This is a genomic window from Streptococcus parasanguinis (assembly GCF_032163505.1).
Taxonomy (GTDB): domain Bacteria; phylum Bacillota; class Bacilli; order Lactobacillales; family Streptococcaceae; genus Streptococcus; species Streptococcus parasanguinis_V.
In genome coordinates this window covers 670,554-696,289 of the sequence record NZ_CP134147.1, presented here as the reverse complement: position 1 = coordinate 696,289, position 25,736 = coordinate 670,554, and the positions used below count along the sequence as shown (strand labels likewise).

Sequence of the window (25,736 nt, the reverse complement as noted above, 5' to 3'; positions counted from 1 at the left end):
ATAATTAAGAGGCTAGGACTTTTGTCCCAGCCTCGACTTTTTTATCTTCATTGATAGACCAATGATTGATTTTTTATTTTTTATTTTTTCTTCTCAATGTGATCTTTGAGATCTTCTTGAGCTTTTTTATTGGATTCTGCTTTTTTCTTCAACCATTCTTCTTTGGCCTTGTTAAAGTCTTTTGTTGTGACAACATCTTTAGACATTTCAAGGTATTTGTAGAATGTTCCTGTTCCTTTAGTACCTACCCATGAAGAAGCACGGCTGTATGGTACGGTCCGTTGAAGCATTGGAGCACCACCATTTGAGACAGTTGGAAGCGTAATCGAGCTATCTGTCAACCAAGCTTGCGCTGCTGCATATTTTTCATAGCGTTTTGCTTGATCCAACAATTCAGCATCGGCGTCTTTCAACATGTTCGCATATTGATCCAAACCAACTGCTGCAATGGCTGGGTTGTTTGAACCTGCATCAATACCAAGATAATAGAAGACAGAACCATTTACTGGGCTGATACTTTCCAGATAAGTAGATGGGTCTTGGTAGTCAGGTTGCCATCCACCGCCTGAGATATCGTAGTCTCTTGCAGCAGCTGTATCGCTGAAGTAGGTGATATTTTGGAAATCATCATCCGATACCTTTTGAAGATCCACCACAACATTGTCTGCACCAAGCGCTGACTCTACAGATTGTTTGAAGGAGCTCGCTTGTTGGACCATGCTATTGTCCACTTGGCTGACAATGTAGTCCAAATGAATTGGGAATTGAACTCCTTGTTTTTGCAATTCAGCTTTGGCTTTTGCAAATGAAGCTTTGGCTTTTTCTGGGTTATACAGGCTTGTTTGGCCATCGTCCAGGCTCACACCCTTCCATTGGTCTCCATAGGTAACCAATTGTTTTTCAACCACTTTACCAAAATCTTCTCCATTGACTTGGACATAAGTTGGTGGCACCAAGGTACTACGAAGGGTCTTCTCAGCTGCATCAGATCCTGATACTTGTGCCGCATAAGATTTGCGGTCAAAGGCAAAGTTCACCGCTTGACGGAAGTTCTTGTTCAAGATTGCTTTCTTGGTAGAAGCTTTTTGTTCATCCGTTGTTTTGGCTGTGTGGTCATATTTTTGACGATCCAAGTTGAATCCAAGGTAGTAAGATGTTCCTAATTGCAAACCGTAGACAATGTTGTCACCAAAGTTTTTCTTGACGCTCTTATACGTCGAACTGTTTGGCATAACAGAGGCAAAGGAGTATTGACCTTTTTCAAAGTTCTTAATGATAGAATCTGGGTTTGATCCATCGTTAAAGGTCAATTTGACATGATCGATATGAACATTTTTCGCATCGTAATAATCTTTGTTCTTGACCAATTGGATCTCAGATTTTGAAGTCAATGATTTCAAGTAATATGGACCATTATATAAGATGCTGCTAGGTTTCAAAGAACCAAAATCTTTTCCTTGAGATTTCAAGAAATCCGCATTGACTGGGAAAAGAACACCTGAAGTTGTTTTAGAGTTCCAGAAGCTTTCTGGATGGACCAAAGTATATTGAATGGTGTGGTCATCTAAAGCTTTGACTCCAACTGTTTTAAAGTCCTTCGTTTCTCCTTTTACATAGGCATCCAAACCTTTGATTGAATTTTGAATCATGAAGAGGCCTTCTGATTTTGACTCAACCGCGTGTTTGATCCCTGTAACAAAGTCTTGAGCTGTTACAGCACCATACTCTTCACCCTCACTTGTATACCATTTGGCATCCTTACGAAGTTTGTAAGTATAGGTTAATCCATCTTCAGAGACAGTCCAATCTTCTGCTAGACTTGGCACAAAGTTTCCGTATTGGTCATTTTCAAGAAGACCATCTACAAGGTTACTTGTGATATCTGAAGTCGTTGTACGAGTTGCAGCGATGTAATCCAATGTATTTGGATCCGCTGAATAGACGAATGAGTAGGTTGCTTGATTGCTACTACCACCGCCACACGCTGCTAAGAGAAAGGCACCTGCAACAGAAACTCCTGCAAGAGCTAACAGTTTTTTTGCTTTCATCACTATCTCCTTATGTTAGATTTTCTACCATTATACACTATTTCTTAAAAAAAACCAAATTTATTTTAAAAAAGTTCGTTATTTCTGAATGAATATAATAAGATGTCAAGAAAAGCATTTTGAAATTGATCTCAAAGATGCTGGATAGGCAAGTCTTATCACATACCATTACAGACTTGTAAAACCTCATCTTTTAATTCTTTTAATAAATATACGTTTCAGCGAAAAAAAGAACCTCTGCTCTTTCGAGCAGAGGGACTGATTCCTAATCAAAATGATAGAGTTGTGGGTACTGATCGCATTCAGGATTTTTGGGGTGGCAGATAGCCCGCCCAAAATAAATCATGGCTTGATGGGCAGCTAGCCATTCGCTCTTAGGTAGAACATCCATGACCCGCTTTTCAACTTCCAATGGCGTCGCTGATTTCTTGACAATATCATGGTGCTTGCAGATTCGCTCTACATGGGTATCGACGGCAAAGGCTGGAATTCCAAATCCTACACTCATAACCACATTAGCTGTTTTCCGACCAACTCCTGCAAGGCTTTCTAACTCTTCGCGAGTCTGAGGGACTTTTCCATCAAAGTTGTCTAGCAATTGTTGGGCACATTTTTTGAGAAATTTAGCCTTATTTCGATAAAGACCTAATTTAGAAATATGCTTGGCGATATCGGCTTCACTGGCTGCTGCCATGGCTTGTGGGGTTGGAAAAGCCGCAAACAAACCTGGTGTCGCTTTGTTAACAGCTGCATCTGTCGTCTGAGCCGAGAGCATGACTGCTACTAGTAATTCAAAATGATTACGAAAATCCAGACTTGGCTTGGCATCTGGAAAGAGGGCGATAATTTCTTCAATCACATGACGTGCCCGTTTCTTTGATAAAACCATATTCTCTCCTTTACATTACTAGTCTTTATTATAGCATGAAAGTACCCTATTTCTGAAAGATTCGGCTTCAGAAAAAAAGAAGTGGAACGAGAAATGAAATTGAATCATACTTCATTCCTCGTCCCACTTCTACCATTAGATATTCCTAGGCTCTATTGTTTGTTTTACACCAGTCTCTTCAAGAAAGTCATCAAGGTTTGAGCAGAGCGCTCACCAGCCTGAACGATAAATTCATCAAAAGAGAGATTGGCCGCGTGATCTGCTGTATCACTCATAGCGCGAATGACCATGAAGGGACGTCCAGCTGCATGAGCAGCTTGGGCAATGGCTGCCCCTTCCATCTCAACTGCCAATACTTCTGGAAACTGCTCCCGAATCGCTGCAACTTTTACTTCACTCGCGATAAAGCTATCTCCTGTTGTAATCAGGCCCACATGTGTGGTTGCAGCTTCTTCTTCCAGAACTTTTTTCATTTCTGATACGAAATAGCGGCTGGATTCAAAGTAAAGCGGTTGGCCTGCCATTTGACCGTACTTGTAGCCAAAAGCTGTTACATCCACATCATGATAGGCCAATTTGTCGGCAAGAACGATATCTCCAACAGCCATCCCTGGGGCAACGGCACCTGCAGAACCCGTATTGATAATGGCTTCCACTTTAAAATCATTGGACAAGACTGCTACACTCATAGCAGACATGACTTTTCCGATACCACTTTCAACCAAAACGACCTCATGGCGTCCAATTGATCCTGTATAGTAGACTTTTCCAAGACGCAGAAGCTTTTCCCCATTTTCAAGGGCTTCAACCAAGATCTTCAACTCCTGGGGCATGGCTGCGATAATTCCAATTTTCATGTTGGTTCTCTCCTTGTGACGACCTTATAGACGCCAAATAGCAATAATCAGGGCAATGAGGAGCACAATGATCCAGAACAAAATCTTATTGAGTTTGGATTGGACCACACTTTGTTTGCGTTCTTCAATGCGACGACTCTTGGTCACGGTGGGCTCCACTTGGATCTGCACAGTATCCTGAGAATAACGCTCTTGTGGACGCTCCATACGACTCTCTCTCATAGGACGTTCATAGCCAAATCCTCTGTGGTCTGTCCGAATAATTTTCGTCTCTTCCGCATCGACCATTTTAGGACCGGTGATGTCCTCACCTCGCCTTGCTCGTTCAATCATTTCATCGGTTAATAAAGGTTTTCCCATCGGATCCTCCTCTATTTATTGATTAAGTCCCAATATTGGATCGCCATGATGGTCTTGGCATCACAGATTTCGCCAGTTTGGATCAAATCTTTGGCTTCCTTCAAGGTCACTTCTAATAACTCTAAGGTCTCATCCGCATCTTGTGGACGTGGATTTTCCACCTTTTTCAAGTTGGTCGCACCATAAAGTTTGATTCGCTCATTACAAAAGCCAATGGCAGAATAAAAATCATACAACAACTCTAGATCCGCCGTGTAGCCAATTTCTTCTTCCAATTCGCGCAGAGCAGCTGCTTTAGGATCTGCATTTTCTCCCTTTTCTAACTTCCCTGCTGGAATCTCCACTGAGGTCCTTTCAATCGCCTTGCGGTACTGCTTGACCAAGATCGTCTTTCCATCTTCTGTGATCGGCAAAACCGCTACTGCTCCGTTATGGAAGATTAAATCACGCTGCGCTTGACCTTTTCCGTCAGGTAGTTCTACTTGATCAGTCACCACTTGGAAAATCGGTCCCTGATAAATTTCCTTGCGCTCAATGGTTTTTTCTTCAAATTGCATGAGATTCTCCTATTTATTTTTAGGATGGTGTGGCAAGCGAAGAGCATACTCTTCTTTATTCACTTGACGGCCACGACCGATCGCAATCGCATCTGCTGGCACATCTTTGGTAATGGTGGATCCAGCCCCGACTAGAGAATTATCTCCGAGCTCGACGGGTGCAATGATGGTCGAATTTGAACCAACAAAGACATTGTTGCCAATTGTTGTTTTAAACTTGTGTTGGCCATCATAATTCACCGTGATAGTTCCAGCACCAAAGTTGACGTCGCTGCCAACTTGGCAGTTGCCAATGTAAGTCAAATGACCAGCTTTGGTATTTTCGCCAATAGACGAACCTTTGACTTCGACAAAGTTTCCAATATGGACATCTTTTGCCAAGCTAGATCCTGGACGAATATGAGCATATGGTCCTACCGTTACGCCATCGGCTACCGTACTCTCTTCAATCATAGAGTTAGTAATAACGGCACCTGCACCAATTTCACTGTCCACAATATAGGTTCCATTAGTTAAGACGGTCTCAGCCCCAATTTTTGTGTGCCCTTTTAGGGTAACATTGGCTTCGATTTGCACTTCTGGTGCGATCTCAACATCGATATCGATATAGGCTGCATCCGGATTGACAAAGCTCACTCCATTGACCATGTGGGCTTGGTTAATGCGACGACGCATGATGCCTTCTGCTGTCGCAAGGGCAACGCGGTCGTTAACCCCGAGACTTTCATCAAAATCTTTGAGCGTATAGGCTCCAACTTTCTCTCCTGCTTCTCGGAAGATCCCAATCACATCTGTGATATAGTATTCACCTTGGGCATTGTTGGTATTGATATTCTTCAAAGCTTCAAAGAGGCGGGCATTGTCAAAGACATAAGTCCCTGTATTGATTTCTTTGATTTGTTTTTCAAAATCTGTCGCATCTTTTTGCTCGACGATGCGAAGCACTTCCGCATTGTCATTACGGACAATCCGACCATAGCCAAATGGATTAGCTGCTTCGGCTGTCAAAATCGTTGCCACATTCTTGTGGTTGATATGGAAGTCGATCAAGTGTTTGAGACTGTCACCCGTAATCAAAGGAGTGTCTCCTGCAATGACGAGGGTATGCCCTTCAAGGCCTTTCAAGACTGGCTCTGCCATCATTACCGCATGACCAGTTCCCAATTGTTCGGTTTGTTTGACAAACTCTGTTTGTCCCGCTAAGACTTGCTCTACCAATTCCGCCTTGTGGCCCACAACTGTTACAGTCTTTTCAGGTGAGATGGCTCCAACACTACGGAAGACATGCTCCAACATAGAGATCCCTGCAACCTTGTGAAGAACCTTGGGCAGATCTGATTTCATACGGGTACCTTTCCCCGCTGCTAAAATAATGGCATAATTTGGCATAACATTTCTCTTTTCTGTACAATATCGTACTTATTATACCATTTTTCACCCCTTTTGGAAAATAAGACCAGATCAAAAAACTCTCCGAAAAGGAGAGCGTGTTCTATAATGGATAAACTCTGCGAAATTCTTCTAAAACCACCTTGCTGTCAGGTGTAAAAACCAGACCTGCTTCTCCAAAGCAGTCTTTGAAAAAGTCCTCATGAACCTGACGCCAATAGGCTAAAGATTTGTCTCCCTCACCTTCCTTGTAGGCATGGTCGGCCGACACTTGATGAAAAGGCTGAACGGAAACCTTTGTAATTTCGACAATGCAGACAGCCTGATCTTGACTATCTAAAATGACATCAAAGGTCCCTTTTTGGGGAAGGGGTTCGTCCTCTATTGCGTATAGATCATATGCTGAGGCTGTTGCTGTTTTTTCGCCTTTAAAGACCAGTTCCGCTAAAAGGTCTGGATCCACTCCAAAGGCCCAGGCGTCTATCTCATCTTCAATCGAGGGGTTAATTTGCTTGTAGGCATTCCACATTTCTTGAGGTGTCATTGGTTCTCCTTTGTAATTTTTTACTTTCTTCTTTTATATGTTTAAGATGATCTGGATGGTCAATCTCTAAATTAAAAATCTCCGGAATAGAACTGTAGTGGATAATGCACTCAATCCCCATCTGATTCATTTTTTGTATGAAAGAAGTATTCAGATAGCCTGCTACAGCAAAATCAATCTTGTTCTTCCTTGCTTTATCCTGCATCTGTCTCAACATATCTAACATAATTGGACTTTCCATATCATGCCATTGACTGTTTCTCACAGTCGCAAAAATAAAAGAAGTTAAATCATTCATTCCAACTACAATCTTTGAAATACCAGTTTCCAGTATCCTGTCCAAGTCGAAATAAGCTGATGGTAATTCAATCATCGTGCCGACTTTCCCGGTAAAACCATACTGACGCAATACTGTAATAGCTTGTTTTAATTGTTCGGCATCATTGACAAAAGGAAAAATAATAGACAGATTGGGATTGGTTTGAAAAACTTCTGTAACAACATTTGTCTCAGCCTGAAATTCATCTGGACACGCCAACAAACGCCTGATACCTCTGTATCCAAATAAGGGGTGGCGTTCGTCAAAATACTCTTTAGTCCCGTCTAGAATATTTGCTTCTGCATTTGTTAACTCTGAAAAGCGATACCCGACTTCTTCATCTGAGTACAAATGACAAATAGTGTCTAGATAATCTTTCACAAATTGCTGACAATTTGGTAATAGTATGTTTTGGTTTAGTTCTCTCAACAAGTATTCCCCACGAATCAAGCCGACGTGGTGCAATAAATGGGGATAAACTTTTTCAACAATTTTTTCGCCACTAAGAGCTAGTTGATTTTGCATGTTCATTCACCTCGTCTTAAAAGATACAATATCAGATATCATTATACGACACTTTCCTCTAGTTCAAAAGCTTCATAAGGTTCAACTAACTCATATCCTAAAAATTCTGCTACTTTTTTGGAAGCCTCGTTATGAGCATCCCAAAGTGGAAACATATCTCTATTTAAACTCTCTAGAATCATTGCAGCACCAAGTTTTTTAGCAAATCCATTTCCTTGTTCGTTTGGTCTAGTTGCAACTTCAACTTCAACTGCTTCACGGTAAACTAACCCTGAGGAAATCCCAGCAATCACTTCATTATTTTTAAGAATAACAAAGCCAAATCCACCTTTTAAAGCAAAATCCTGGTAGGACTCAAAATCCCCCTGTAAATCTTGTGACCATTCTTCCTCAGAAAGGCAGTTATAAATACGATTATCAATAGGTACAATATTGTAACCTTCCTCTATATGAGTAACTAGATCATTTAGAAATTCAACTTGAAAATTTGCCTTATCCTTAAAAGAATAGCGAGTAAAAGAAATTAACCCAACTTGCCGATGCAGAAAATCTTGCCACTTAGTGTCTTCTGAAATAATAATCTTATAATCTAAACCATATTGCCTAACAAAATCTTCCCAAAATCTGGAATCCAACTCCCCTGCTAGGTATAGAAAATTCCCAATATCATAAAAGCTCGTTGTCCTATCACTGTTTCGATAAACAGTACCGATTTGAGATTTAAGTCCATAGAGAACCATATATTTCTTCCATGTTTTAAATAGTTCCATTATCCCTCTATTTTACCTTCCAATTCCAATAGCTTGTCAGTTCTAATTCTGGAAATCCTCGTAACTCTGCCTTCACCTTCAATACTATGGGTGAGGCATTTTCTTGGGTAATCTGCTCGATAGGAAGCCAAATTGCATTTGCTGAATCATTGCTTCCATCAAGAACCTCCTGAGGAAGGAATTGTTGAGAGCTCTCGAAATCGAGTACGATATCATAAAAGGCCATGATATGATGTACTGAGAAATCTTTCCCCTCTTCTTGAACCAGCACGTCATACATCCTAGGATTTGAATACTGGCTAAGCGTATAGCCTGTCTCCTCCAGAACCTCTCTCTTGAGAGTTTCTGTCAGCCCCTCACCTGGTTCTTGACTACCACCCGGTAAATCAAAACGATGCTGATAAGGTCCTCTCGTTTTCTCAATGCAAAGCAATTTCCCGTCTTGAAGACAGATTCCATATACACCAAAGTGATTTTTGATTTCCATATTCCACTCTTTCTAAAAATCCAAGATTGCTAGCTCACCTTATCCCTTAAAAGGAAAGAGGCTATAGATTTCATGCTCCTTGATATACTTCTTTAGTATCTCCATATTCTCTTCAATTTTTTCCTGAATATCTGTCTCTTCACAAGTTGACTCAGTGATAAAGAGGTAAATTTTCAGTAGATCTGTTAAGAATAGCAGACGGCGTTCCATTTCCGATTCAGGACTTGAAGCTTGCTCGATTTTTACAAGCTTTTGCTCCAAGCTATCACCATTCAAAAATCTCTGATGAACTCTCCTTCTTATGTTTTGAGTGGATTCCTCCCCTTGTTCTAATGGAGATAAAAGAAGCTTTTTATAGACGATTACCTGATTTTCTGCCTCTCTTTCCAGATAGGCCAATAAAGCCAGAGAGCCATCAACAAAGGTCCAAGTGTTTTAATTCCCTTCAAATGGAACTTGTATGATACGATCTAATAATTCCTTAGCCATTTCCTCTTGACCATCCAAATAAAGTAAATAGGCCAGATGGTTCAGCGATTCGAGATAGCTAGCTTGGGTTTTATTATTCTTTAGGTTTATCGGTCAAAAAATAGACATTCTTAATCCCCTTCAAACCCTTGATTCGTTTTTCTACTTTTAATAAGGATAATCTCTTTTTTATGTCACTCATTGTTCTTGCTCCATCATTCTGAAACAGAAATTTTGCTCACAACCTCATTCTCTTTATCCAACAGATAAAGGAAGTTCCCTTTTGTTTCCAGTTTACCAAGCTTAGTCCCATAGTCCATCTCGTGAGCAGGGCAGGATTGAATCAACTGACGGATGCTCTTGTCCTTGTGCTCTATCTTCCAAAACAACTCCACCTTATCCAGCTGATGCTCCACTTGAATGGAATAGGTAGTGGATTGGATCTTCTTCCTTTTCCACTCCCAGCTATTTTCATAATCGTTTTTCTCTATTTCATTGACTACATCCTCTATCAAGGAGCAAGGAATGGAGAGCTCCTGAAACACGCGCTTTACCCCTCTTACCAAGGCCTCTAAGAGCAGCTTTTTCTGTTCCAATGGACTCAAGGTTTTATAGCTAGAAAAATCAAATAAGACCTGAACAGTATAGACACCAAGTAGGTTCATGATAGCTGGATTGCTAATCGTATCTACACATTCTACGATGATTTTCCAACAATCCTTGGTCACAACTGGTTTGAAAAAGCGCTCTACCATAGAGGTCATACATTTGGATTCATATACGAACGCTCTTCGCAGGTCTTTCCAATTCTGTCGATAGTCCTCAATTCTAGCTTCCTCGTAAGTTAGCGTAGCGGAGTCCATCAGCTCCTCAATCCTCTGTTGATTTTCCACATAGGGCTTATCTAATTCAAAAAACTGTAACTTCATATTCGTGGTCTCGCAGTGTTTTTCTTGTAGAAGGGTTTATCCTTAGGTCAAGGTCTAATGTTTGTGCTCTTCCTTCACTTTTTCCCATAGTCGTGGTGTCCCTCCTGGTAATGGGGGATTCTTTGATCATCCTGAATCTTCGCAAATAAGCTAGGAATACATCTTTAAGTATCTATTTTCACAGGACCAATCTCAGCAATTCTAATAAGGTCAGAAGATCCCGATAACATCACATCATTTTGGTTTATAAAATTGAATTCAACCTTCTTTTCTAAAAAGAGCAACTCTAATCGTCCATTCACCTTATGAATCCCCTTGGAATAAAAGTCTTGTTTTTAAGAGTTATTGTTTCGCTCTTTAAGGAGATTTTAGAATAGACTGACCCTCCTGCCGTCCTTTCCTTTTGTAACGTCATTGATTAAGTCCTTGACGATAGATATATCGAACTGACGAGAAAAGTCTACAATTTTCTGGCGATTCTGTTCTGGATATAAATAAGATGCTGCTAAAATAAATAAAAATGGATTTGTGACTTTGCCAATATGCTCAAGGTATTTAGGCTGAGTTACATAAGACATAATTTTGTTAAAATCATCATCTTTAAGTACTATCTTTTTCATATAAATAGCAGCACAAGCACCTGCAACTTGCGAGAAGTTATTCGATTCCAAGGACTCATAAACGAAAGACAAGTTCACTGTTTCTATATTTTCTAGATAAGCAATCGCTACTGCTAGAGAGCGGTAGGTTACGGGTGTTGGAATATCTCTCAGCAGCAATGACTTGAGATAGGGGACTTCTTCTGTGCAATCCGTTGCGGCCATGGCGTAGAGTAAGTACATTTGTGATTCCCATGATTTAGGTTTTTCCATCTCGCCTTCCAAGGCTTGATGCAAAAATGGTCCATATCCTTTTAGTTTACCCTTTAAAATTTTTTTCGCTGCCTTTTTTACCAAGGGCGTACGTCCTGAAGTTAACTCATCTACATAGTCCATTTTTAAATCCTCTTTATATTTCCAGTTGAATTTACTGTTCTTTGTTCAGGATATGAAAGAGATCATCTCTTAGAACGATTCCATCGTCTTCTATCAAATAGGCCATGTGCTCCCAGAAGGGCAATTCTTGTTCAAGGGGCTTTTCCAAGGCAAGTACTTGATTCTTCAAGTTTACTGCAATCTCTTCGACTTCATCTTGCTCAATCTCATAAAACTTTGCTTTCAAAAGAAAGATACTTGATAGAAAGAGCGAATAAGAGGAAACAAAAGTATGTAAGGAAGAATTGACATAAATCCTCGCTTCTTGAAAAACTTCCCTTCCTTCTTGATTGCAAAGTAAAAAGATTTGCTCCTCTTCTCCAATCACAAAAAATCCTAAAAAACACTGGCCAAAAAGCCTATAACTCTCTTGCTCTTTCCTTAGTTTTACTAGATCAGTAGCTACTTTGACAAAAGAAAATCCCATTTTGGAATAATCCTCTAAATATGCCAAAAGGTTGAAACGGACCTCATCCAGACGAAATGGTTTCTCCTTTGTAGGCACCACACAAAAACCAAGCTCCTTCACTAATTCATCAATAGTAACTGTCATTTTTCTATCCTTTCTTCTGCTAACTAGCTCTGATACTATTCACATAAGAACTAGTCAAGTGCCCAGTCCAGTTCCAAACACTTAGCTACATCCTCAAAATAATCATCCCAGGCCCATTGGCAATCCTTCCGACTCAACAGATAATCCATCTACTTTTTATTTGACCTCCATATTACAGGTCCCTTTTAGGCTATCATACCATAAGATTCCCTTTCCATAAAGCTAAAACAGAAAATGAGCCTAGCGGTTTTACTAGACTCATTTTATCCTTATTATTTCACTTTATTATTTTCCCTTTTCAACCCATACTGATCGCTCAATCAACCGTCTTAGACAGAAGTCTTGTCCTGGATCTGTGGGAAAGTCACACGAAAGAGACTTCCTTTTCCTTCTTCAGAGATGATTTTCACCTCTGCTCGATGGAGGTCTGCAATGTCCTTAATAAAGGACAACCCAAGTCCGATACCACTATTGAGGCCCTTGTTCCGAGAATCCTCCACCTGATAGAAGCGATCCCAAATCTTGCTCAAATGGTCTGGCGCTATCCCAATACCATCATCCGCTACCTTGAGAACAGCACCAGCTGGACTAGCCACCAAGTGGATGGCAACCTTGGTCTTGGTAAATTTCACTGCATTGCTCAATAGATTATCCAGCATCCGAGTGACCAAAACAGCATCCCCCTGAATCCAGAGGTCCGGCTGAATGCTCACTTCAAAGGCTATGGGGCTTTCGCCCCACTTTCTTTCCTGTCCCTGACAATAATCTGACACCAGGGTTGATAGACAAACGGGTTTTAAATCCGACCACTGCAGGTGTTGGGTCTTGGATATTTCCAAGATCTGCTCGGTCATCGATTTCATTAATTTAGCCTGCCGATGAATGACCGTCAAAGATTCCTTGGTCTCCTCTAGGTTATCTGCATATTTGGAGCCAAACTCACTCTCCGAAACGATGACTGACAGAGGGGTCCGCAACTCATGGGATACATTTTGGTTGAATTGCTTTTCTTTCTCAAAAGTCGACTGAACAGAAGAAATCAAATTATTAAAGACCTTGGTAAGACGAGACGTTTCTACATAATCCTTCTGATGCTCGGTCGACACGCGCTTACTGTAGTCTCCGCTCTCTGCAATTTCCTCTGCCATTTGGGTCACCTCTCTGATCGGCAGAAAGGCCTTACGAAGGATCCGACGTCCACCCCAGGCCATCCCAAGGATGGACAGAGGAGCTAGAATGGCCAAGGAAAGAAGAAAGATACTTAATTCTCTTCCTAGACCAGAAGCAAGGCGCACGCCCCGTATCCATTTGCCCTCACTTTCATTATAGACATCAAAATAATAATAGGTTGCTTGGGAAGAGGTATACGTCGACAATTTCCCAGACTCAAAGCCAGCATTGATATCAAAGCCACTTGGCAGAGCACCCTGCTCCAACTTCATGTTTTGATTGTAGAGTGCAAAATAATTGCCGTCATCAAAGGGCTCAAATTCCTCAAGGTCTGAAGCTACTTCCATGGTCTTCTGCTCCAGTTCCCCACGTGAGCTATAGCTGGACCAGGCTCCGGAAATGATAAAAGAAGCACAAAATATAAGAACAAAGAGAAAAGAAACAAAGAGGGTATACCACAATGTCACCTTAGAAACGATGGAGGGAGACTTAGAGTCCTTCTTCATTTTTGAAAACATAGCCCATCCCCCTTTTTGTCTGAATAATCGATGGATTACCTAATTTTTTGCGGATATTCTTGACTAAAACATCAATGATATTAGACTCTCCAACATAATCAAAATCCCAAATATGCTCACGAATCTGTTCCCGACTTAAAACCACATTGGGATGGCGCACCAGACACTCTAGTAACTCATACTCCTTGGAAGTCAGGTCAACCAAAACACCCTTGTGTTGGATGGTCTTTTTTGCCAGGTCTAAGGAATAGTCACCAAATTGGACCAGGTTGGTCAAGTTTTCTCGATTATTTCGTCTCAGCATGACGCGAATCCGAGCCAGTAATTCATCAAATTCAAAGGGTTTGACCAAGTAGTCGTCTGCACCAGCATCCAGTCCTGTTACCTTGTCTTCTAGGCTATCTTTAGCCGTTAGCATCAGAACTGGGGTCTTAATCTGATGATTTCTCAAGTAGCTCAACACCCCCAAACCATCTAGCTGCGGCATCATAATATCTGAAATAATCACGTCATACTGGGACACACGAATGTAGTCCAAGGCCTCCTGACCATCATAGGCCGCATCAACACTATACTGCTGGGTTTTCAGTAATTTAACGATGCTACGATTCAAATCTACTTCGTCTTCAATCACTAATACTTTCATAGCCACTTACTCCAAATTTCTTCCCTTATTATACCATGCTTCCATAAAAAATCTCGGCTAGGAAAAGCCTAGTCGAGATCTTACTCTAGTTAATCGTGATCCAGCTCCACATCTTCTTCCAATACGGTACCTGTATTGGCATCTAACTCTAACTCAATTTTTTGATTGCCTTCTCGCAAGCTAACGCTATAGACAAGTTTACCATCTTCTACATCTAACTCTACTTTTTCGATACTAGCATTCGAGTATTTTGATTTCAGCTGGCTCTCTACCTTAGCCAAGTCCAACTGAACACTTGCTCCGATTAATTGCTGATCTTCACGATCCTGACTCAGATCCTTAGTTTTTGACTTCAAGATAGCACCAGACTGGCCATCGATCTTATATTCTTTTTCATTTTTTCCATCCAAGATGGTCACTTCATACACTGCTTTTCCATGTTTTTCTTCTTGCTCGTAGCCAATCACTTTTCCACCCTTAGCTTCTTTCAGAGCTTTTTCTTGAGCTTGTGCAAGGGTGACAGATGCAGTCACTGTTGAAGAAGTAGTCTTTTTACTTGTTCCAGTATCGGCAAAGGCTACTACAGAGCCTAGAGCGGCAGTTGATAGAGAGAAGATTGCGAGACTTGCAACGGCTTTTTGTTTAATTGATTTTTTCATGTTAGTTACCAACTTTCTTTTTTTCTTATCAAGTTCTTCTTGATGATTCTATTTTATCTAAGAAAGATGAATCCAAAATGAATGAGAAAAGATTTTTTAAAAAATTTTTTAAAAAAGACTGAGTAAATCGACGAGCTTTTTGCAGCTATCTTTCTCAGTCCCCTTTCTATTTCTATCTTACTCCTCCTGCAAGATCTGATTAATAAAGTCTGTAATTGATTCAGCTACCTTTTGCATTTCGAGAGAACCTAGCGCACCTAGATCATTTTCATAAATGCTATCGTCCCCATTCTTTTTGAGGAAATAGGCCAGATCCCCATCTTGACCGATCATAAAGAAATCTGGTTCATCCTCATCAATCTGGTAGGTTTGATTGCGTTCGGTAAGATCTTCTTTAGCATAGAGACAAATACCTGTCTCACCAATGTCATAACCTGGCTGATCCCCTAAGTCATCAAGAAATACCTGATATCCTTTCGGTAAGGAAAAACCAAAATCATATTCGTGCGTGCTTTAACCTCCTGCTTTCTCAGTTCTCTATTTCAAACTCCAACCACCATCAATGGTCAGGATTTGTCCCTGCATGGCAGAGGCCTTCCCACTGGCCAAAAAGAGACTGATTTCTGCCACTTCCTCTGGCTCAATCCAGCGTTTGATAGGTGTTTCACTGGCTACCCAATCTGCCAGACCACCTGGTTCAAAGTCAGCAGCGGTCATACCAGTCTTAACTGCACCAGGAGCAATGCCAAAGACCTGAATCCCAGCTTCAGCATAGTCTAGAGCTAATTGCTTGGTAAATCCTGCTAAGGCATGTTTAGAAGAGGTATAGGCGTGCCCACCTCCGCCTGCAAGGCTAGAAGCAATGGAGCACATATTGATGATGATCCCTTGCTTCTTCTCCAACATTTGAGTCAGATAATGTCGTGTCAGCTCTACCGGAGTAACATAGTTGATCTCAAAAATCTCCTGAATCTCCTGAGCGCTTTGCTCAAGAAGCGGTTTGTAATCGTCCAATACTCCCGCTGTATTGCACAAGACATCTACCTCAGAACACCAGTCGAAGATTGGTGTCAAATCCAAGGTTAAGTCTCGCTGTAAGAAGTGAAAATCGCCTGGCAACTGAGGATCCGCTCCTTGGTCCACTCCATAAATCTGATAGCCCTTTTCTAAAAACAAACGAGCTTGCGCCAGACCAATCCCGGAGCTCACGCCTGTGATCAAGACCCGTTTAGTCATGTACTTCCACCCAATCTGTCGCTAGAACATCACAGGGAGTTGGACTCCACATGGAAAAGCCTTCGCCTTCACCAGACACGTTAATGAGGAAATAAGGTGTCACTTCCAGAGCCACTCCATTTTGCTCGATGGTATCAAACAATTGGACATAGTTTTCTGCTCCACCCCATCCTGTTCGTACATATTTTTTCTTGGCCTTTAATCCTGGTAAAATCTCTTCAAATGTCATGGTGTTCTCCTTTGTTATCTATTTAACTTTCTCCCTTTATTATACCAAAAAAAGAGCTTTCCCTATACAAAAAGCCAGAGTTCTTCTACTCTAGCTTTCAGCTTTTATTTATTTTCTTCTGAATGGCGATACCCATAGCCAAAATAAATTCCTATCCCAATCAAGAGAGCAACTCCGAAGGCCAGCCAGGTCGATAGAGAATACTGGGTCATAAAGGACACACAGACCACAATCGATAGGATTGGCAAAACCGGAACCAAAGGCGTTTTAAATTCACCAGGTCCAGGAGCCCCGTGTTCCTTGCGCAATTTCAAGAGAGCGAAGGCCAACATAACCAGGTAAGCCAAGGTACAGATATTTAAAAAGGAAGCGATACTAGCTAGCGGAAAAACTCCACCAGCAATGGCAGCCATCAATCCAGCGACCAAGGTCGCATTTTTTGGAATTCTGGTTTTAGGATCGAGCTGTTTCATCGCTTTTGGCAAAAGGCCATCCCGCGCCAAACTGTAAATCATCCGTGAGAGGGCAAAGGTCATCGAAATGCAGACGGTAATCAGGGTCAAAATCGCTACCAGCGATACATAATTCCCTGCCCATCCTGCGCCGACCTGACGGAGGGCAAAGGCAACCGCGTCTTCTACATTTAAGTTCTTAAAAGGAACCATACCGGTCAAAACCAGGGTGACCAAGATATAAAGAACGGTTGTGATCAAAAGACTGAGGACAATCCCGCGAGGAACGTTCTTTTGTGGTTCCTTGATTTCGTCGACCGCCATGGAAATGGACTCAAAACCAAGAAAGGCAAAGAACATGAGCGAAGCTCCAGCCATAATCCCTGTCTGACCACCATAAATTTTGCCAAATCCATACGGAGAAAAGTTTTCCCAGTTGCCAGGATTTAGGTGAAAAATCCCCACAAGGATAAACAAGGCAAGAGCGGAGAACTTGAGTAAGACCAGCAAGAAATTAAAACGTAAGACCGCTTTTGCATTCATAAGGACTAAGGCAGTTACGAGGACCATGACCAAAATAGGCAAGAGATCCACATAAGTTCCCTTAGCTGGATCAAAAGTCCCGTTTAAAGCCATCGGCAGACTCCAGCCAAGATTGGCCAACAAGCCCTTGAAATACGCGGCCCAACCTGAGGCCACCCCTGATACGGCTGTCATAAATTCCATCACGGTCAACCAACCGGCAATCCAGGCGGGAAACTCTCCAAAGATGGCATAGAGATAACTATAGGCCCCACCGGTTGAAGGGATGCGAGATGCAAATTCTGCAAAGAAGAGGGCAGATAAGCCGACGCAAAAAGCCGCAATCACAATCGAAATAATCAAGGCTGGACCAGCTAAATTCGCTGCTGCAGTACCCGTAATCGTGAAGATCCCTGTCCCCACCATGGCACCGATTCCTAAAATAATTAAATCCCACAACCGTAAATGGCGGTTTAACCCTGGGTGAACCTGTCCCAAAGCTTTTTTTCGAAATAGATTCATGTATATTCTCCCATCTATTGAGTTTATTCTATCATACTTGGATCAGAAAAGGGAGTGGGAAAGAAATCGGTCATTCGTTAGAATTCGATTTCGTCGTCCCACCTCCGCACAGTTGAGTAGGGCTGTAAAAGCTGATGAAATCAGCGTAGTAGAGCCCACTCAACCACTGCGTCTTGCTCGACAATCCAAAGACAATTTAGAGGCCAGGACTTTTGTCCCAGCCCCACTTTTTCTTTCTATTTATCACTTTCCGTCCTATTCTTTTTCAAAGAACGAATCGTAAACCAATAATAAATAACCAGCCCAAAGATGATGATCACTGTGGGCAGAAGAACTGTCATACCAAGATTCTGAACTCCTTGTGCCAAGGTCCAACGATGTAAGAATCCAACCACTAAAAAGGCGACGATAGGAAAGACGAAGGCTTTGCCAAGCTCTTCTTTCCATTGCCAAAGAATGAGAGCGCCACTAGCTCCTGTCATAAGGAGAGTATCCCATGGATTCGGCACTGTCAACCAAGCAAGTGCTGGTAAGAAACGGACCCCCACGATCTCACTAGCGAAATAGACTCCTAGAACCAAAACGATTGCCACATGGATAGCTTTTTTCGACTTTTCTTCTGCAAAAATGAGGCGACGAAGGAGATAGAATAGTAGCCTAATTGCTAGGAGCCCTAAAATACCATCCATTAGATAGACGAGTGGTTTAATAACCAGGACTGCTTGCGAAGCAAAATCACTTAAGAGGCGATAGAAAATCACAATTCCCGAGATGATAGCCCCATATTTCAAAACAGATCGCGTCGATTCTTTGGGCATATTTTCGATGATTTGGTCTGCCATTTCCTTTGGATCGAGACCAAAATAGTCCTTTGCTGTCAAGCCATCCGCTTCTGCTTGCGAAAAGTCTAGTGCTAAATTATAGACCTGCCCTCTCAAAGCCTTCTCCTCATATAAGAAACCGGCGAAATTGAAATAATCCCATAGATCTTGGAAATAAGCTTGGTCCTCCTGGCTAAAGGTTTGAACCAAAACCTGCGTTTCTTCATAATAAATAACTGATGTCATCTTTCTTCCCCCTTTCTTTGGAGACGAAATACAACGAAGGTCAGGACTAGTCCTATGAGAGGAAGTAGCCAGCCTAATAAGTGAGCAGTTTCCTGATTCACAAGACGAATCCAGCATCCCGTAACTAGGAAAGTCAGGCCCATGACTAGTAGACTCGTTATCAAACGCTCCCTGCTTCTATAAGCCATAACCGCAAACCCAAATAGGTCTAGGACAGCAAGAACAACCGCCCAACCATCTGATAAGAAGAGACTCCCAATGTGGCCAAAATAGATCGAAAATAGTCGTACGATGTTCAGAAATACCATCAGGCAGATCACACTGATAAAAATAGCCCAAGACCACTTCATTTCACCATAGCTCTGTTTGGACCAAAGCCACGTGATGAACTGGCTAAACACCAGGAAATTGAATAAAATAACAACATAGGTCAGGGGTTCTATTTTCAGTGGCGTCATCCAGGTAAAATCCATTAAATAACGCATGCCAACTAAGATCACTCCAAGTAGGAAGACGAGTCCCACATAAGATCCTAAAGAGCGTTTAGGCAAATCTGAAAGAACTTGGTCCACCATAGCCCGTGGATCCTTTCCAAAATAATCCACTGCCCGAATGCCTTCTTTCTCAGCAACTTTTAGGTCGCAAACCATATTGTAGAGTTGTTCACCGAGTGCTTCATCATCATAAAAATAGGACTTAGCCCCAATATAAGCGACCATTTTTTTCACATAGGCTTGATCCTCTTTGTTTAAATGAATCAATTCATCTGACATTTTTTCTGTATAACTTTCTACCATTCTTCCCCCTCCTTCTTGATACGTTCTACTTTTGTGACTAGCTCCTGCCACTGGTCCCAAAATTCCCCTAAACGCTCTTTTCCAGCATCACTGAGTGAAAAATACTTACGATCAGGACCATCTGGAGACGGCCTCATTTCCCCATGAATAATTCCTTGTTTTTCTAATTTTTGAAGTAGGGGATAAATGGTCCCAGCGACAATCTTATCAAATCCCATCTCTTTGAGACTTTGAATCAATTCGTAGCCATAAATGGCCTTTTTGGAAATAATCTCCAGCACACAGCCCTCCAAGACTCCCTTTAGTAATTGGGACTCTTTCATCCTTCTCACCTCTTTCTTCACATATTCACTAGTTTGTTTTACATACTAGTTTATTCACTATCAGTATACTCTTTCTCAACTAGTATGTAAAGCAAAATAGTAACATTTTTAAAAAAATTTTATTCCCTAAAAATCCTTTAAAATCAAGGCTTTCACTGTATACTGGTGTGTAAATATACAAAAAAAGTTCAAAAAACACTTTATTTTATAAATTGATTGGAGTATAATAATTAAAATTATTCAAAAGGAGACACGAATATGAAAAAATCGAAGCTTGCTCTTTTAGCAGGTGTCGCCGCGGCTTCAACGCTTTTCCTTGCTGCATGTGGCTCATCTTCTAATGCGTCAAAAGGGACTACCTACAACTACGTGTATGGTACAGACCCTGATTCCTTGAACTATTTGACTTCAAATCGTTCAACTACAAGCGACATTACTACCAACTTGGTCGATGGTTTGTTTGAAAACGACCAATACGGTAACCTAGTGCCTGCTCTTGCTGAGGACTGGTCTGTTTCAAAAGACGGTCTGACTTATACCTACAAGCTTCGAAAAGACGCGAAGTGGTATGATTCAGAAGGAAATGAATACGCTGACGTCACTGCAAAAGATTTCGTGACATCTCTGAAATATGTAGCAGATAAAAAATCTGATGCACTTTACTTGGTTCAAAACTCAGTCAAAGGCTTGGATGACTATGTGAACGGAAAAACCAAAGACTTCTCAACTGTTGGAGTCAAAGCTGTTGATGATCACACTCTTCAATATACTTTGAACCAACCTGAATCTTTCTGGAATTCTAAATTGACGACTGCTACCATGATGCCAGTTAATGAAAAATTCTTGGAATCAGCTGGGAAAGATTTCGGTAGCGTGAAACCAAATGGGATCCTCTACAATGGTGCCTACATTTTGAAGTCCTTCACTTCAAAATCACAAATCGAGTTGGAAAAGAACCCTGATTACTACGACAAGAAAAATGTTCACATCGATACCGTTAAATTAACTTACTTCGATGGATCCGACCAAGACTACCTTGCTCGTAACTTCTCAGATGGTAACCTATCTACTGCTCGTCTCTTCCCAACAAGCTCAACCTACAGTACGATTGAGAAGAAATTCAAGGATAACATCGTTTATTCCCCACAAGATTCTACTGTTTACTACGCTTACTTCAACGTCAACCGTCAAAATTACGGCCATACGAAGAAGACATCTGATGAGCAAAAGAACAACACGAAGACAGCCCTTCAAAACAAAAACTTCCGTCAAGCTTTGAACTTCGCTTTGGATAGAACTTCCTACAGCGCTCAAGTTAACGGGAAAGACGGAGCATCAAAAACTCTACGTACCCTTCTAGTTCCACCGACATTTGTGCAAGCAGACGGGAAAGACTTCGGTACTCTCGTTGAAGAAAAACTTGCCGCAACAGGAGATGAGTGGAAAGGTGTGAGCTTTGCTGACGCGCAAGATAGCTTGCATAATGCGGATAAAGCCAAAGCGGAACTTGAAAAAGCGAAGGCTGAATTGCAATCACAAGGTGTTCAATTCCCAATCCATATCGACTATGTCGTAGACCAATCTTCTAATGCTCTTGTCCAACAAGCAGACTCTATGAAGAGTTCTATTGAAACAGCTCTTGGTAAAGACAATGTCGTGATCGATGTACAAAAATTGTCTACAGACGATGCAGACAACGCTACTTACTTCGCCCAATCACCAGATCAAAAAGACTTTGACATGGATATCACTGGTTGGGGACCTGACTTCCAAGACCCATCTACTTACTTGGATATCTTGAACCCAACAGATGGTTCAACCTTGACTGGTATGGGACTTGATCCTAAGAAAGACCAAGCGCTCATCGAAAAAATTGGTTTGAACCAATACAAAGAATTGTTGGATGCTGCTAATGCTGAAAAATTGGATACCAATGCGCGTTATGAAAAATACGCTGCTGCCCAAGCTTGGTTGACTGAAAACGCAATGGTACTTCCAATCTACTCTAAGGGTGGAGTGCCATCTATCACGAAGGTAACGCCATTCTCAGCAGCAAATTCTGCAATTGGTATTAAAGGTGAAACAAGCTTCTTCAAATACCAGAAAGTGCAAGACAAGACAGTCACAACGGCTGACTACGAAAAAACTTATAAGAATTGGTTGAAAGAAAAAGAAGAATCAAACAAAAAAGCGCAAGAAGAACTTGCAAAACACGTGAAATAATCACGAAAGAAAACACCGAGGATAAAATCCTCGGTGTTTTTTGTGCTAACAAAATGTTGTATGTTTCATCTTATTTCTAATCTTTTATAGACTCGAACGCTATCTCACGACAATCTTCCGATAACTTCTAGAAGTCAGAAGAAAGACGAGAACATAAGAGATGAAAAAGACAGCGCAGATGGAAAGAGTTGTTTGAAGGACCAAGCCCGTATTGGTTGCTCCTAAGATGGCAACGATTTTTGCGATCATCTTGTAGGCTACTCCTAGGTACAAGAAGGAGAAGAATAATGGGAGGAAAAAGACGGTGAGAATTTGTTTGCGAATGGTGGTGGCCGTTTGCTTTTGGTCCAATCCTACTTGTTGCAAGATCACAAAATTTTCCCGGTCCTCATAGCCTTCTGAAATCTGTTTGTAGTAAATGACAAGAACTGTAGCTAATAGAAAGATCACCGATAGAAAAATCCCGATAAATAGAAGAGTCCCTGCTGTTTCACGCCAATCTTTCTCTATACTGTATCGATCAAATCCACCAAAATAAGTCGCATCATATTGACTGATTTTGTCTGTCGAATACAGCTCTTTGATCAAGCCAGAAATAAAATCTTGGTTATCTTTATTTTTAGCAGTAATAGAGAATTCCAAATTTTTATCAACTTTTAGTCCCAGTTGGTTCAAGTCAGGGAGGACCAGGTACAAGCCCATTTGGTGTTGAAACAGTTCGGATTGAGGGAGTTTCCCTTGGATAAAATTGGAGTTTAGTTTTTCTTTAATCGTGAAGGTCTTCCCATTGATTTCTAATTGTGAGTCTAATTTTCCAGGATATTGATACCCATAGGCTAGGATTTCATTTTCCCCAAGCTCAACTTTTTGACCGGTCAGTTGCTCATAAGTCGCTTGATCAAAAAAGTAGACTGTTCCTTCTGTCTTCAACTCCTGACCAGTTGATGGAGTGGACTGGTCATTCACCTCTAAGATCCTTCCATCAATCTTTCGAATTTCAGCTGACCAGTATGCTGTCTGTGCCACCTGATAATCTGACAGATGTGTCGCGTCAGCTGTTTTCTTAATTTGAGCTTGAACATCCTCGATAACCGGTTCTATCTCAGCATCTGAAGGCATATGCCCCACACTAATCATGTAATCAGAAGGGTAAACAGTATCTAGGTAATTATGCCCTCCAATAAAGATATTGAGCGACCCGGTTAAGGTGACCAAGACCATGGTGGAAAGAATACTAATGGTCGCGAGGCCCGCTGCATTTTTTCGCATCCGAGCTATTAAGTTAGAGACAGATATAAAATTCTCTGGCTTGTAATAATAGGATTTCCGACCTTTGAGAAATCTTAAGAAGGTAATAGAGCCTGCGTTGAATAAGAGATAAGTCGCTAGAATGACCAAGATGACGGCAATAAAGAATCCTTGGACAGCCGCAACTGGCCGCTCAACGGTTAGCGCCATATAAAAAGCAATTCCTAAGAGCCCTAGTCCTAACAGAGTTTGAACCAGCAAGAAGCGTCCCTTCTTCTCTCCTGCTTTCTTTTGCTGCATAAGGTGGAGGGAACTGTAGCGCAAGAGGCGGAAAGAATTCAACAAGAGAATGAGTCCAAAAGCTAAGGCTAACCCAAGTAAAGTGTTAAGAACAGCATCTATCTGGAAGGTTGATTGAATGACGACTGGTAAACCCATACATTTTAGAAGCAAGGCGAAAATCAAGCGATCAAACAAGAGTCCCAAGCCCAGTCCTACTCCAACTGTGAGAACATAGAAGAAGAGCAATTCCCATAAGGTCATGATGAGGAGATGCTTCTTCTCCATTCCCAGAACACTGTACAAGCCCAGTTCTTTGGAACGATTTTTCATGACGTAGCCATTGGCATAAGCCACCAAAATGATGACGACCAGCTGGACGACGAAACTGCCAAAACCAAGAACAGTTCTCGCCGATCCCCCTCCGTAAGAATCCTCTAAATGAGGGGTCAATGACAAGGCGATAAAACTATAAAGGATCATGGTCGTTAAAATGACAGCTATAGCGAAAGGATAATACAACTTGCGATTTTGTTTGAGGTTGGAAAGTGCTAATTTACTGGTTAATTTAAACATCATGATCCTCCTTACCCGCCATGACCGTCAGAGTATCTGAGATTTCTTGGAACATCTGACGCTCCGTCTTTTCCCCGCGGAAGATCTGATTGTAAAGGATCCCATCCTTGATAAAGAGCACGCGCTTGGCACGCGCTGCTGCTGCGGTTGAGTGGGTCACCATGAGAATGGTTTGGCCCATGGTATTGATGTCTTCAAAGACATCCAGCAGAGCAGCGGATGACTTGGAATCCAACGCCCCTGTTGGCTCATCCGCCAGGAGAATTTCTGGTGAGGTAATAATGGCCCGTGCTACAGCCACCCGTTGTTTTTGCCCACCAGAGATCTCGTAGGGATATTTTTCTAAGAGCTGGTGAATGCCCAACTCCCGACTGACGCTATCGACCTTGCTCATCATTTCCTTGATCGGTCTGCGAGAAAGGACTAGAGGCAAGAGGATATTGTCCTTGACAGACAAGGTATCGAGCAGGTTGAAGTCTTGAAAAACGAAGCCTAGTTTTTCGCGACGGAAGCTGGATGCGTCCTTGTTCTTGATGGTTGAGGTGTCCGTGCCATTGAGGTAGACCCGCCCTTCCGTCGGCTGATCCAGCATGGCCAGGATATTGAGGAGAGTTGATTTCCCGGATCCTGATTCCCCCATGATGGCGACATATTCGCCATTTTCAACGGTAAAATGGATATCCTTTAAGGCTTCAACCTGCGTTCCTTGAAAGCGGGTTTTGTAGATTTTTTTGATATGTTGAACGTCTAGTAGGGTCATGGTCCGTTCCTTTCTAGCTCAATAAAAGCTTCAATCGTTTTTTACAAATCTATTGTACTAAAACTGAAACGCTTTCACCATAACATAACCTTACATTTCCCCCTTTATTTCTTACATTTTTGTAAGAAAGCAAAAATAGGCTAGGACAAAAGTCCTAGCCTATTTTTTTATTGATTATTCAGCTGATGAAGAGAGCAATGGTGCAATTGATTGATAAGCACCTTCAAGAGCTTTTTGGGCAATATCGCGAGCATTTTTCAATTGTTGTGCGAATTGACTACGAGCTTGTTCAGGAACAACTGTATCATCAGAACCTGCAGCTGAAAGTGTATCGTTAAATGTTTTTCTTGCAGTCTCCATAGATTGGATCGCAGGATCTACTTGCTTATTATAGGCATCTTTACCAGATGCTGGGATCTTGTCACCAATCTCTTTGACATATTTTGTGTAGTTGTCAATCATTTTTCCATAAATGGTTTTCATATCACCAAGTGTTTTGGCGTTGTCGATTTCTTCATCAGTTAACAAGACAATTTCTGGAACATCAACAGAAGAGGTTGCTGATTTAGATGATTTTGATGAACTGCTTGATTTGCTTTCTGAAGTAGATGATTTTTCTACTTTGCTAGAAGAAGCTTTTGCATCTTTGCTTGATGATTCTGAAGCAGTTTTACCAGAACATGCTGCTAATGTTGCAACAGACAAAAGAGCCACACCGGCTGTAAGAAGTTTTTTCATATTTTTTCTCCTATAAATAAAGAATGAATATATTTTAAATGA

The 25,736-nt window shown here is 41.5% G+C and carries 27 protein-coding genes and 2 pseudogenes; 1 reads left to right on the top strand and 28 read right to left on the bottom strand.

Features of this window, described 5'->3' with window-relative positions; translation table 11 throughout:
* Nucleotides 1-80: 80 nt before the first annotated feature.
* The 25 genes and pseudogenes from RIN70_RS03640 to RIN70_RS03520 all read right to left on the bottom strand — a co-directional run bounded on the left by RIN70_RS03640 (nucleotide 81) and on the right by RIN70_RS03520 (nucleotide 19,870).
* Nucleotides 81-2,048 (bottom strand): peptide ABC transporter substrate-binding protein, encoded by a 1,968-nt coding sequence (locus tag RIN70_RS03640; protein ID WP_031574467.1) that lies wholly within the window; start codon nucleotides 2,046-2,048, stop codon nucleotides 81-83.
* Nucleotides 2,049-2,313: 265 nt separating this feature from the next.
* Nucleotides 2,314-2,937: an endonuclease III gene (gene nth, locus RIN70_RS03635; RefSeq protein ID WP_004219781.1), complete on the bottom strand. Its 624-nt coding sequence runs from the start codon at nucleotides 2,935-2,937 to the stop codon at nucleotides 2,314-2,316.
* A gap of 164 nt (nucleotides 2,938-3,101) precedes the next feature.
* Nucleotides 3,102-3,794 (bottom strand): 5'-methylthioadenosine/adenosylhomocysteine nucleosidase, encoded by a 693-nt coding sequence (locus RIN70_RS03630; protein ID WP_201087838.1) that lies wholly within the window; start codon nucleotides 3,792-3,794, stop codon nucleotides 3,102-3,104.
* Between the two features lie 24 nt (nucleotides 3,795-3,818).
* Nucleotides 3,819-4,154, bottom strand: a complete 336-nt coding sequence (gene macP, locus RIN70_RS03625; RefSeq protein ID WP_003006241.1) for a cell wall synthase accessory phosphoprotein MacP — start codon at nucleotides 4,152-4,154, stop codon at nucleotides 3,819-3,821.
* 11 nt (nucleotides 4,155-4,165) lie between these two features.
* Nucleotides 4,166-4,711, bottom strand: coding sequence for an NUDIX hydrolase (locus tag RIN70_RS03620; RefSeq protein WP_313790689.1), 546 nt, complete (start codon nucleotides 4,709-4,711; stop codon nucleotides 4,166-4,168).
* 9 nt (nucleotides 4,712-4,720) lie between these two features.
* Nucleotides 4,721-6,100, bottom strand: coding sequence for a bifunctional UDP-N-acetylglucosamine diphosphorylase/glucosamine-1-phosphate N-acetyltransferase GlmU (glmU, locus tag RIN70_RS03615; RefSeq protein ID WP_313790688.1), 1,380 nt, complete (start codon nucleotides 6,098-6,100; stop codon nucleotides 4,721-4,723).
* Nucleotides 6,101-6,203: 103 nt separating this feature from the next.
* A complete protein-coding gene (locus RIN70_RS03610) occupies nucleotides 6,204-6,644 on the bottom strand; it encodes an ASCH domain-containing protein (RefSeq protein WP_195623258.1) in 441 nt (146 codons plus the stop codon).
* Nucleotides 6,604-7,488, bottom strand: a complete 885-nt coding sequence (locus RIN70_RS03605; RefSeq protein WP_195623259.1) for a putative PEP-binding protein — start codon at nucleotides 7,486-7,488, stop codon at nucleotides 6,604-6,606. The genes RIN70_RS03610 and RIN70_RS03605 overlap by 41 nt, the downstream gene beginning before the upstream one ends.
* A gap of 41 nt (nucleotides 7,489-7,529) precedes the next feature.
* On the bottom strand, nucleotides 7,530-8,258 hold the full coding sequence (locus RIN70_RS03600; protein WP_195623260.1) for a GNAT family N-acetyltransferase: 729 nt from the start codon (nucleotides 8,256-8,258) through the stop codon (nucleotides 7,530-7,532).
* 7 nt (nucleotides 8,259-8,265) lie between these two features.
* On the bottom strand, nucleotides 8,266-8,745 hold the full coding sequence (locus RIN70_RS03595) for an NUDIX hydrolase (RefSeq protein WP_195623261.1): 480 nt from the start codon (nucleotides 8,743-8,745) through the stop codon (nucleotides 8,266-8,268).
* Between the two features lie 39 nt (nucleotides 8,746-8,784).
* Nucleotides 8,785-9,315, bottom strand: a pseudogene (locus RIN70_RS03590) (DUF6707 family protein); the annotation flags it as partial.
* A gap of 113 nt (nucleotides 9,316-9,428) precedes the next feature.
* Complete coding sequence (locus tag RIN70_RS03585; RefSeq protein WP_229099252.1) at nucleotides 9,429-9,977, bottom strand: hypothetical protein; 549 nt, start codon at nucleotides 9,975-9,977, stop codon at nucleotides 9,429-9,431.
* 329 nt (nucleotides 9,978-10,306) lie between these two features.
* On the bottom strand, nucleotides 10,307-10,444 hold the full coding sequence (locus tag RIN70_RS03580) for a hypothetical protein (protein WP_195623264.1): 138 nt from the start codon (nucleotides 10,442-10,444) through the stop codon (nucleotides 10,307-10,309).
* A 66-nt stretch (nucleotides 10,445-10,510) separates the two neighbouring features.
* Entirely contained in the window at nucleotides 10,511-11,137 is a 627-nt protein-coding gene (locus RIN70_RS03575) for a hypothetical protein (RefSeq protein ID WP_195623265.1), read from the bottom strand.
* Nucleotides 11,138-11,168: 31 nt separating this feature from the next.
* On the bottom strand, nucleotides 11,169-11,729 hold the full coding sequence (locus RIN70_RS03570; protein WP_313790687.1) for an immunity protein: 561 nt from the start codon (nucleotides 11,727-11,729) through the stop codon (nucleotides 11,169-11,171).
* A 329-nt stretch (nucleotides 11,730-12,058) separates the two neighbouring features.
* Nucleotides 12,059-13,417 carry a sensor histidine kinase gene (locus RIN70_RS03565; RefSeq protein ID WP_313790686.1) on the bottom strand — a complete coding sequence of 453 codons (1,359 nt, stop codon included), beginning with the start codon at nucleotides 13,415-13,417 and terminating at the stop codon, nucleotides 12,059-12,061.
* Complete coding sequence (locus tag RIN70_RS03560; RefSeq protein ID WP_003006182.1) at nucleotides 13,389-14,063, bottom strand: response regulator transcription factor; 675 nt, start codon at nucleotides 14,061-14,063, stop codon at nucleotides 13,389-13,391. The genes RIN70_RS03565 and RIN70_RS03560 overlap by 29 nt, the downstream gene beginning before the upstream one ends.
* A gap of 89 nt (nucleotides 14,064-14,152) precedes the next feature.
* On the bottom strand, nucleotides 14,153-14,722 hold the full coding sequence (locus RIN70_RS03555) for a PepSY domain-containing protein (RefSeq protein ID WP_006596735.1): 570 nt from the start codon (nucleotides 14,720-14,722) through the stop codon (nucleotides 14,153-14,155).
* 177 nt (nucleotides 14,723-14,899) lie between these two features.
* Nucleotides 14,900-15,229 (bottom strand): annotated as a pseudogene (locus tag RIN70_RS03550) (hypothetical protein); the annotation flags it as partial.
* A gap of 30 nt (nucleotides 15,230-15,259) precedes the next feature.
* Nucleotides 15,260-15,958: a 3-oxoacyl-ACP reductase gene (locus RIN70_RS03545; protein ID WP_313790684.1), complete on the bottom strand. Its 699-nt coding sequence runs from the start codon at nucleotides 15,956-15,958 to the stop codon at nucleotides 15,260-15,262.
* Nucleotides 15,951-16,187, bottom strand: coding sequence for a DUF2829 domain-containing protein (locus tag RIN70_RS03540; RefSeq protein WP_000141913.1), 237 nt, complete (start codon nucleotides 16,185-16,187; stop codon nucleotides 15,951-15,953). The genes RIN70_RS03545 and RIN70_RS03540 overlap by 8 nt, the downstream gene beginning before the upstream one ends.
* Before the next feature lie 104 nt (nucleotides 16,188-16,291).
* Nucleotides 16,292-17,683 (bottom strand): APC family permease, encoded by a 1,392-nt coding sequence (locus tag RIN70_RS03535; protein WP_313790683.1) that lies wholly within the window; start codon nucleotides 17,681-17,683, stop codon nucleotides 16,292-16,294.
* A 236-nt stretch (nucleotides 17,684-17,919) separates the two neighbouring features.
* The gene (locus RIN70_RS03530) at nucleotides 17,920-18,750 is read right to left on the bottom strand and encodes a hypothetical protein (RefSeq protein WP_155199407.1); all 831 of its coding nucleotides are present in this window, start codon (nucleotides 18,748-18,750) and stop codon (nucleotides 17,920-17,922) included.
* Nucleotides 18,747-19,547, bottom strand: coding sequence for a hypothetical protein (locus tag RIN70_RS03525; protein WP_313790682.1), 801 nt, complete (start codon nucleotides 19,545-19,547; stop codon nucleotides 18,747-18,749). The genes RIN70_RS03530 and RIN70_RS03525 overlap by 4 nt, the downstream gene beginning before the upstream one ends.
* On the bottom strand, nucleotides 19,541-19,870 hold the full coding sequence (locus tag RIN70_RS03520; protein WP_023917534.1) for a PadR family transcriptional regulator: 330 nt from the start codon (nucleotides 19,868-19,870) through the stop codon (nucleotides 19,541-19,543). Before RIN70_RS03520 ends, RIN70_RS03525 begins: the two co-directional genes overlap by 7 nt.
* A gap of 258 nt (nucleotides 19,871-20,128) precedes the next feature.
* Here RIN70_RS03520 and RIN70_RS03515 point away from each other — a divergent pair, with 258 nt between their 5' ends.
* On the top strand, nucleotides 20,129-22,093 hold the full coding sequence (locus tag RIN70_RS03515; protein WP_313790681.1) for a peptide ABC transporter substrate-binding protein: 1,965 nt from the start codon (nucleotides 20,129-20,131) through the stop codon (nucleotides 22,091-22,093).
* A 99-nt stretch (nucleotides 22,094-22,192) separates the two neighbouring features.
* Here the strand turns inward: RIN70_RS03515 and RIN70_RS03510 are convergent, their stop codons facing one another.
* The 3 genes from RIN70_RS03510 to RIN70_RS03500 all read right to left on the bottom strand — a co-directional run bounded on the left by RIN70_RS03510 (nucleotide 22,193) and on the right by RIN70_RS03500 (nucleotide 25,694).
* On the bottom strand, nucleotides 22,193-24,196 hold the full coding sequence (locus RIN70_RS03510; RefSeq protein ID WP_313790771.1) for an FtsX-like permease family protein: 2,004 nt from the start codon (nucleotides 24,194-24,196) through the stop codon (nucleotides 22,193-22,195).
* The gene (locus RIN70_RS03505) at nucleotides 24,189-24,956 is read right to left on the bottom strand and encodes an ABC transporter ATP-binding protein (protein WP_247919513.1); all 768 of its coding nucleotides are present in this window, start codon (nucleotides 24,954-24,956) and stop codon (nucleotides 24,189-24,191) included. The genes RIN70_RS03510 and RIN70_RS03505 overlap by 8 nt, the downstream gene beginning before the upstream one ends.
* Before the next feature lie 174 nt (nucleotides 24,957-25,130).
* Nucleotides 25,131-25,694, bottom strand: coding sequence for a hypothetical protein (locus RIN70_RS03500; RefSeq protein WP_070505864.1), 564 nt, complete (start codon nucleotides 25,692-25,694; stop codon nucleotides 25,131-25,133).
* Between the last annotated feature and the right edge of the window lie 42 nt (nucleotides 25,695-25,736).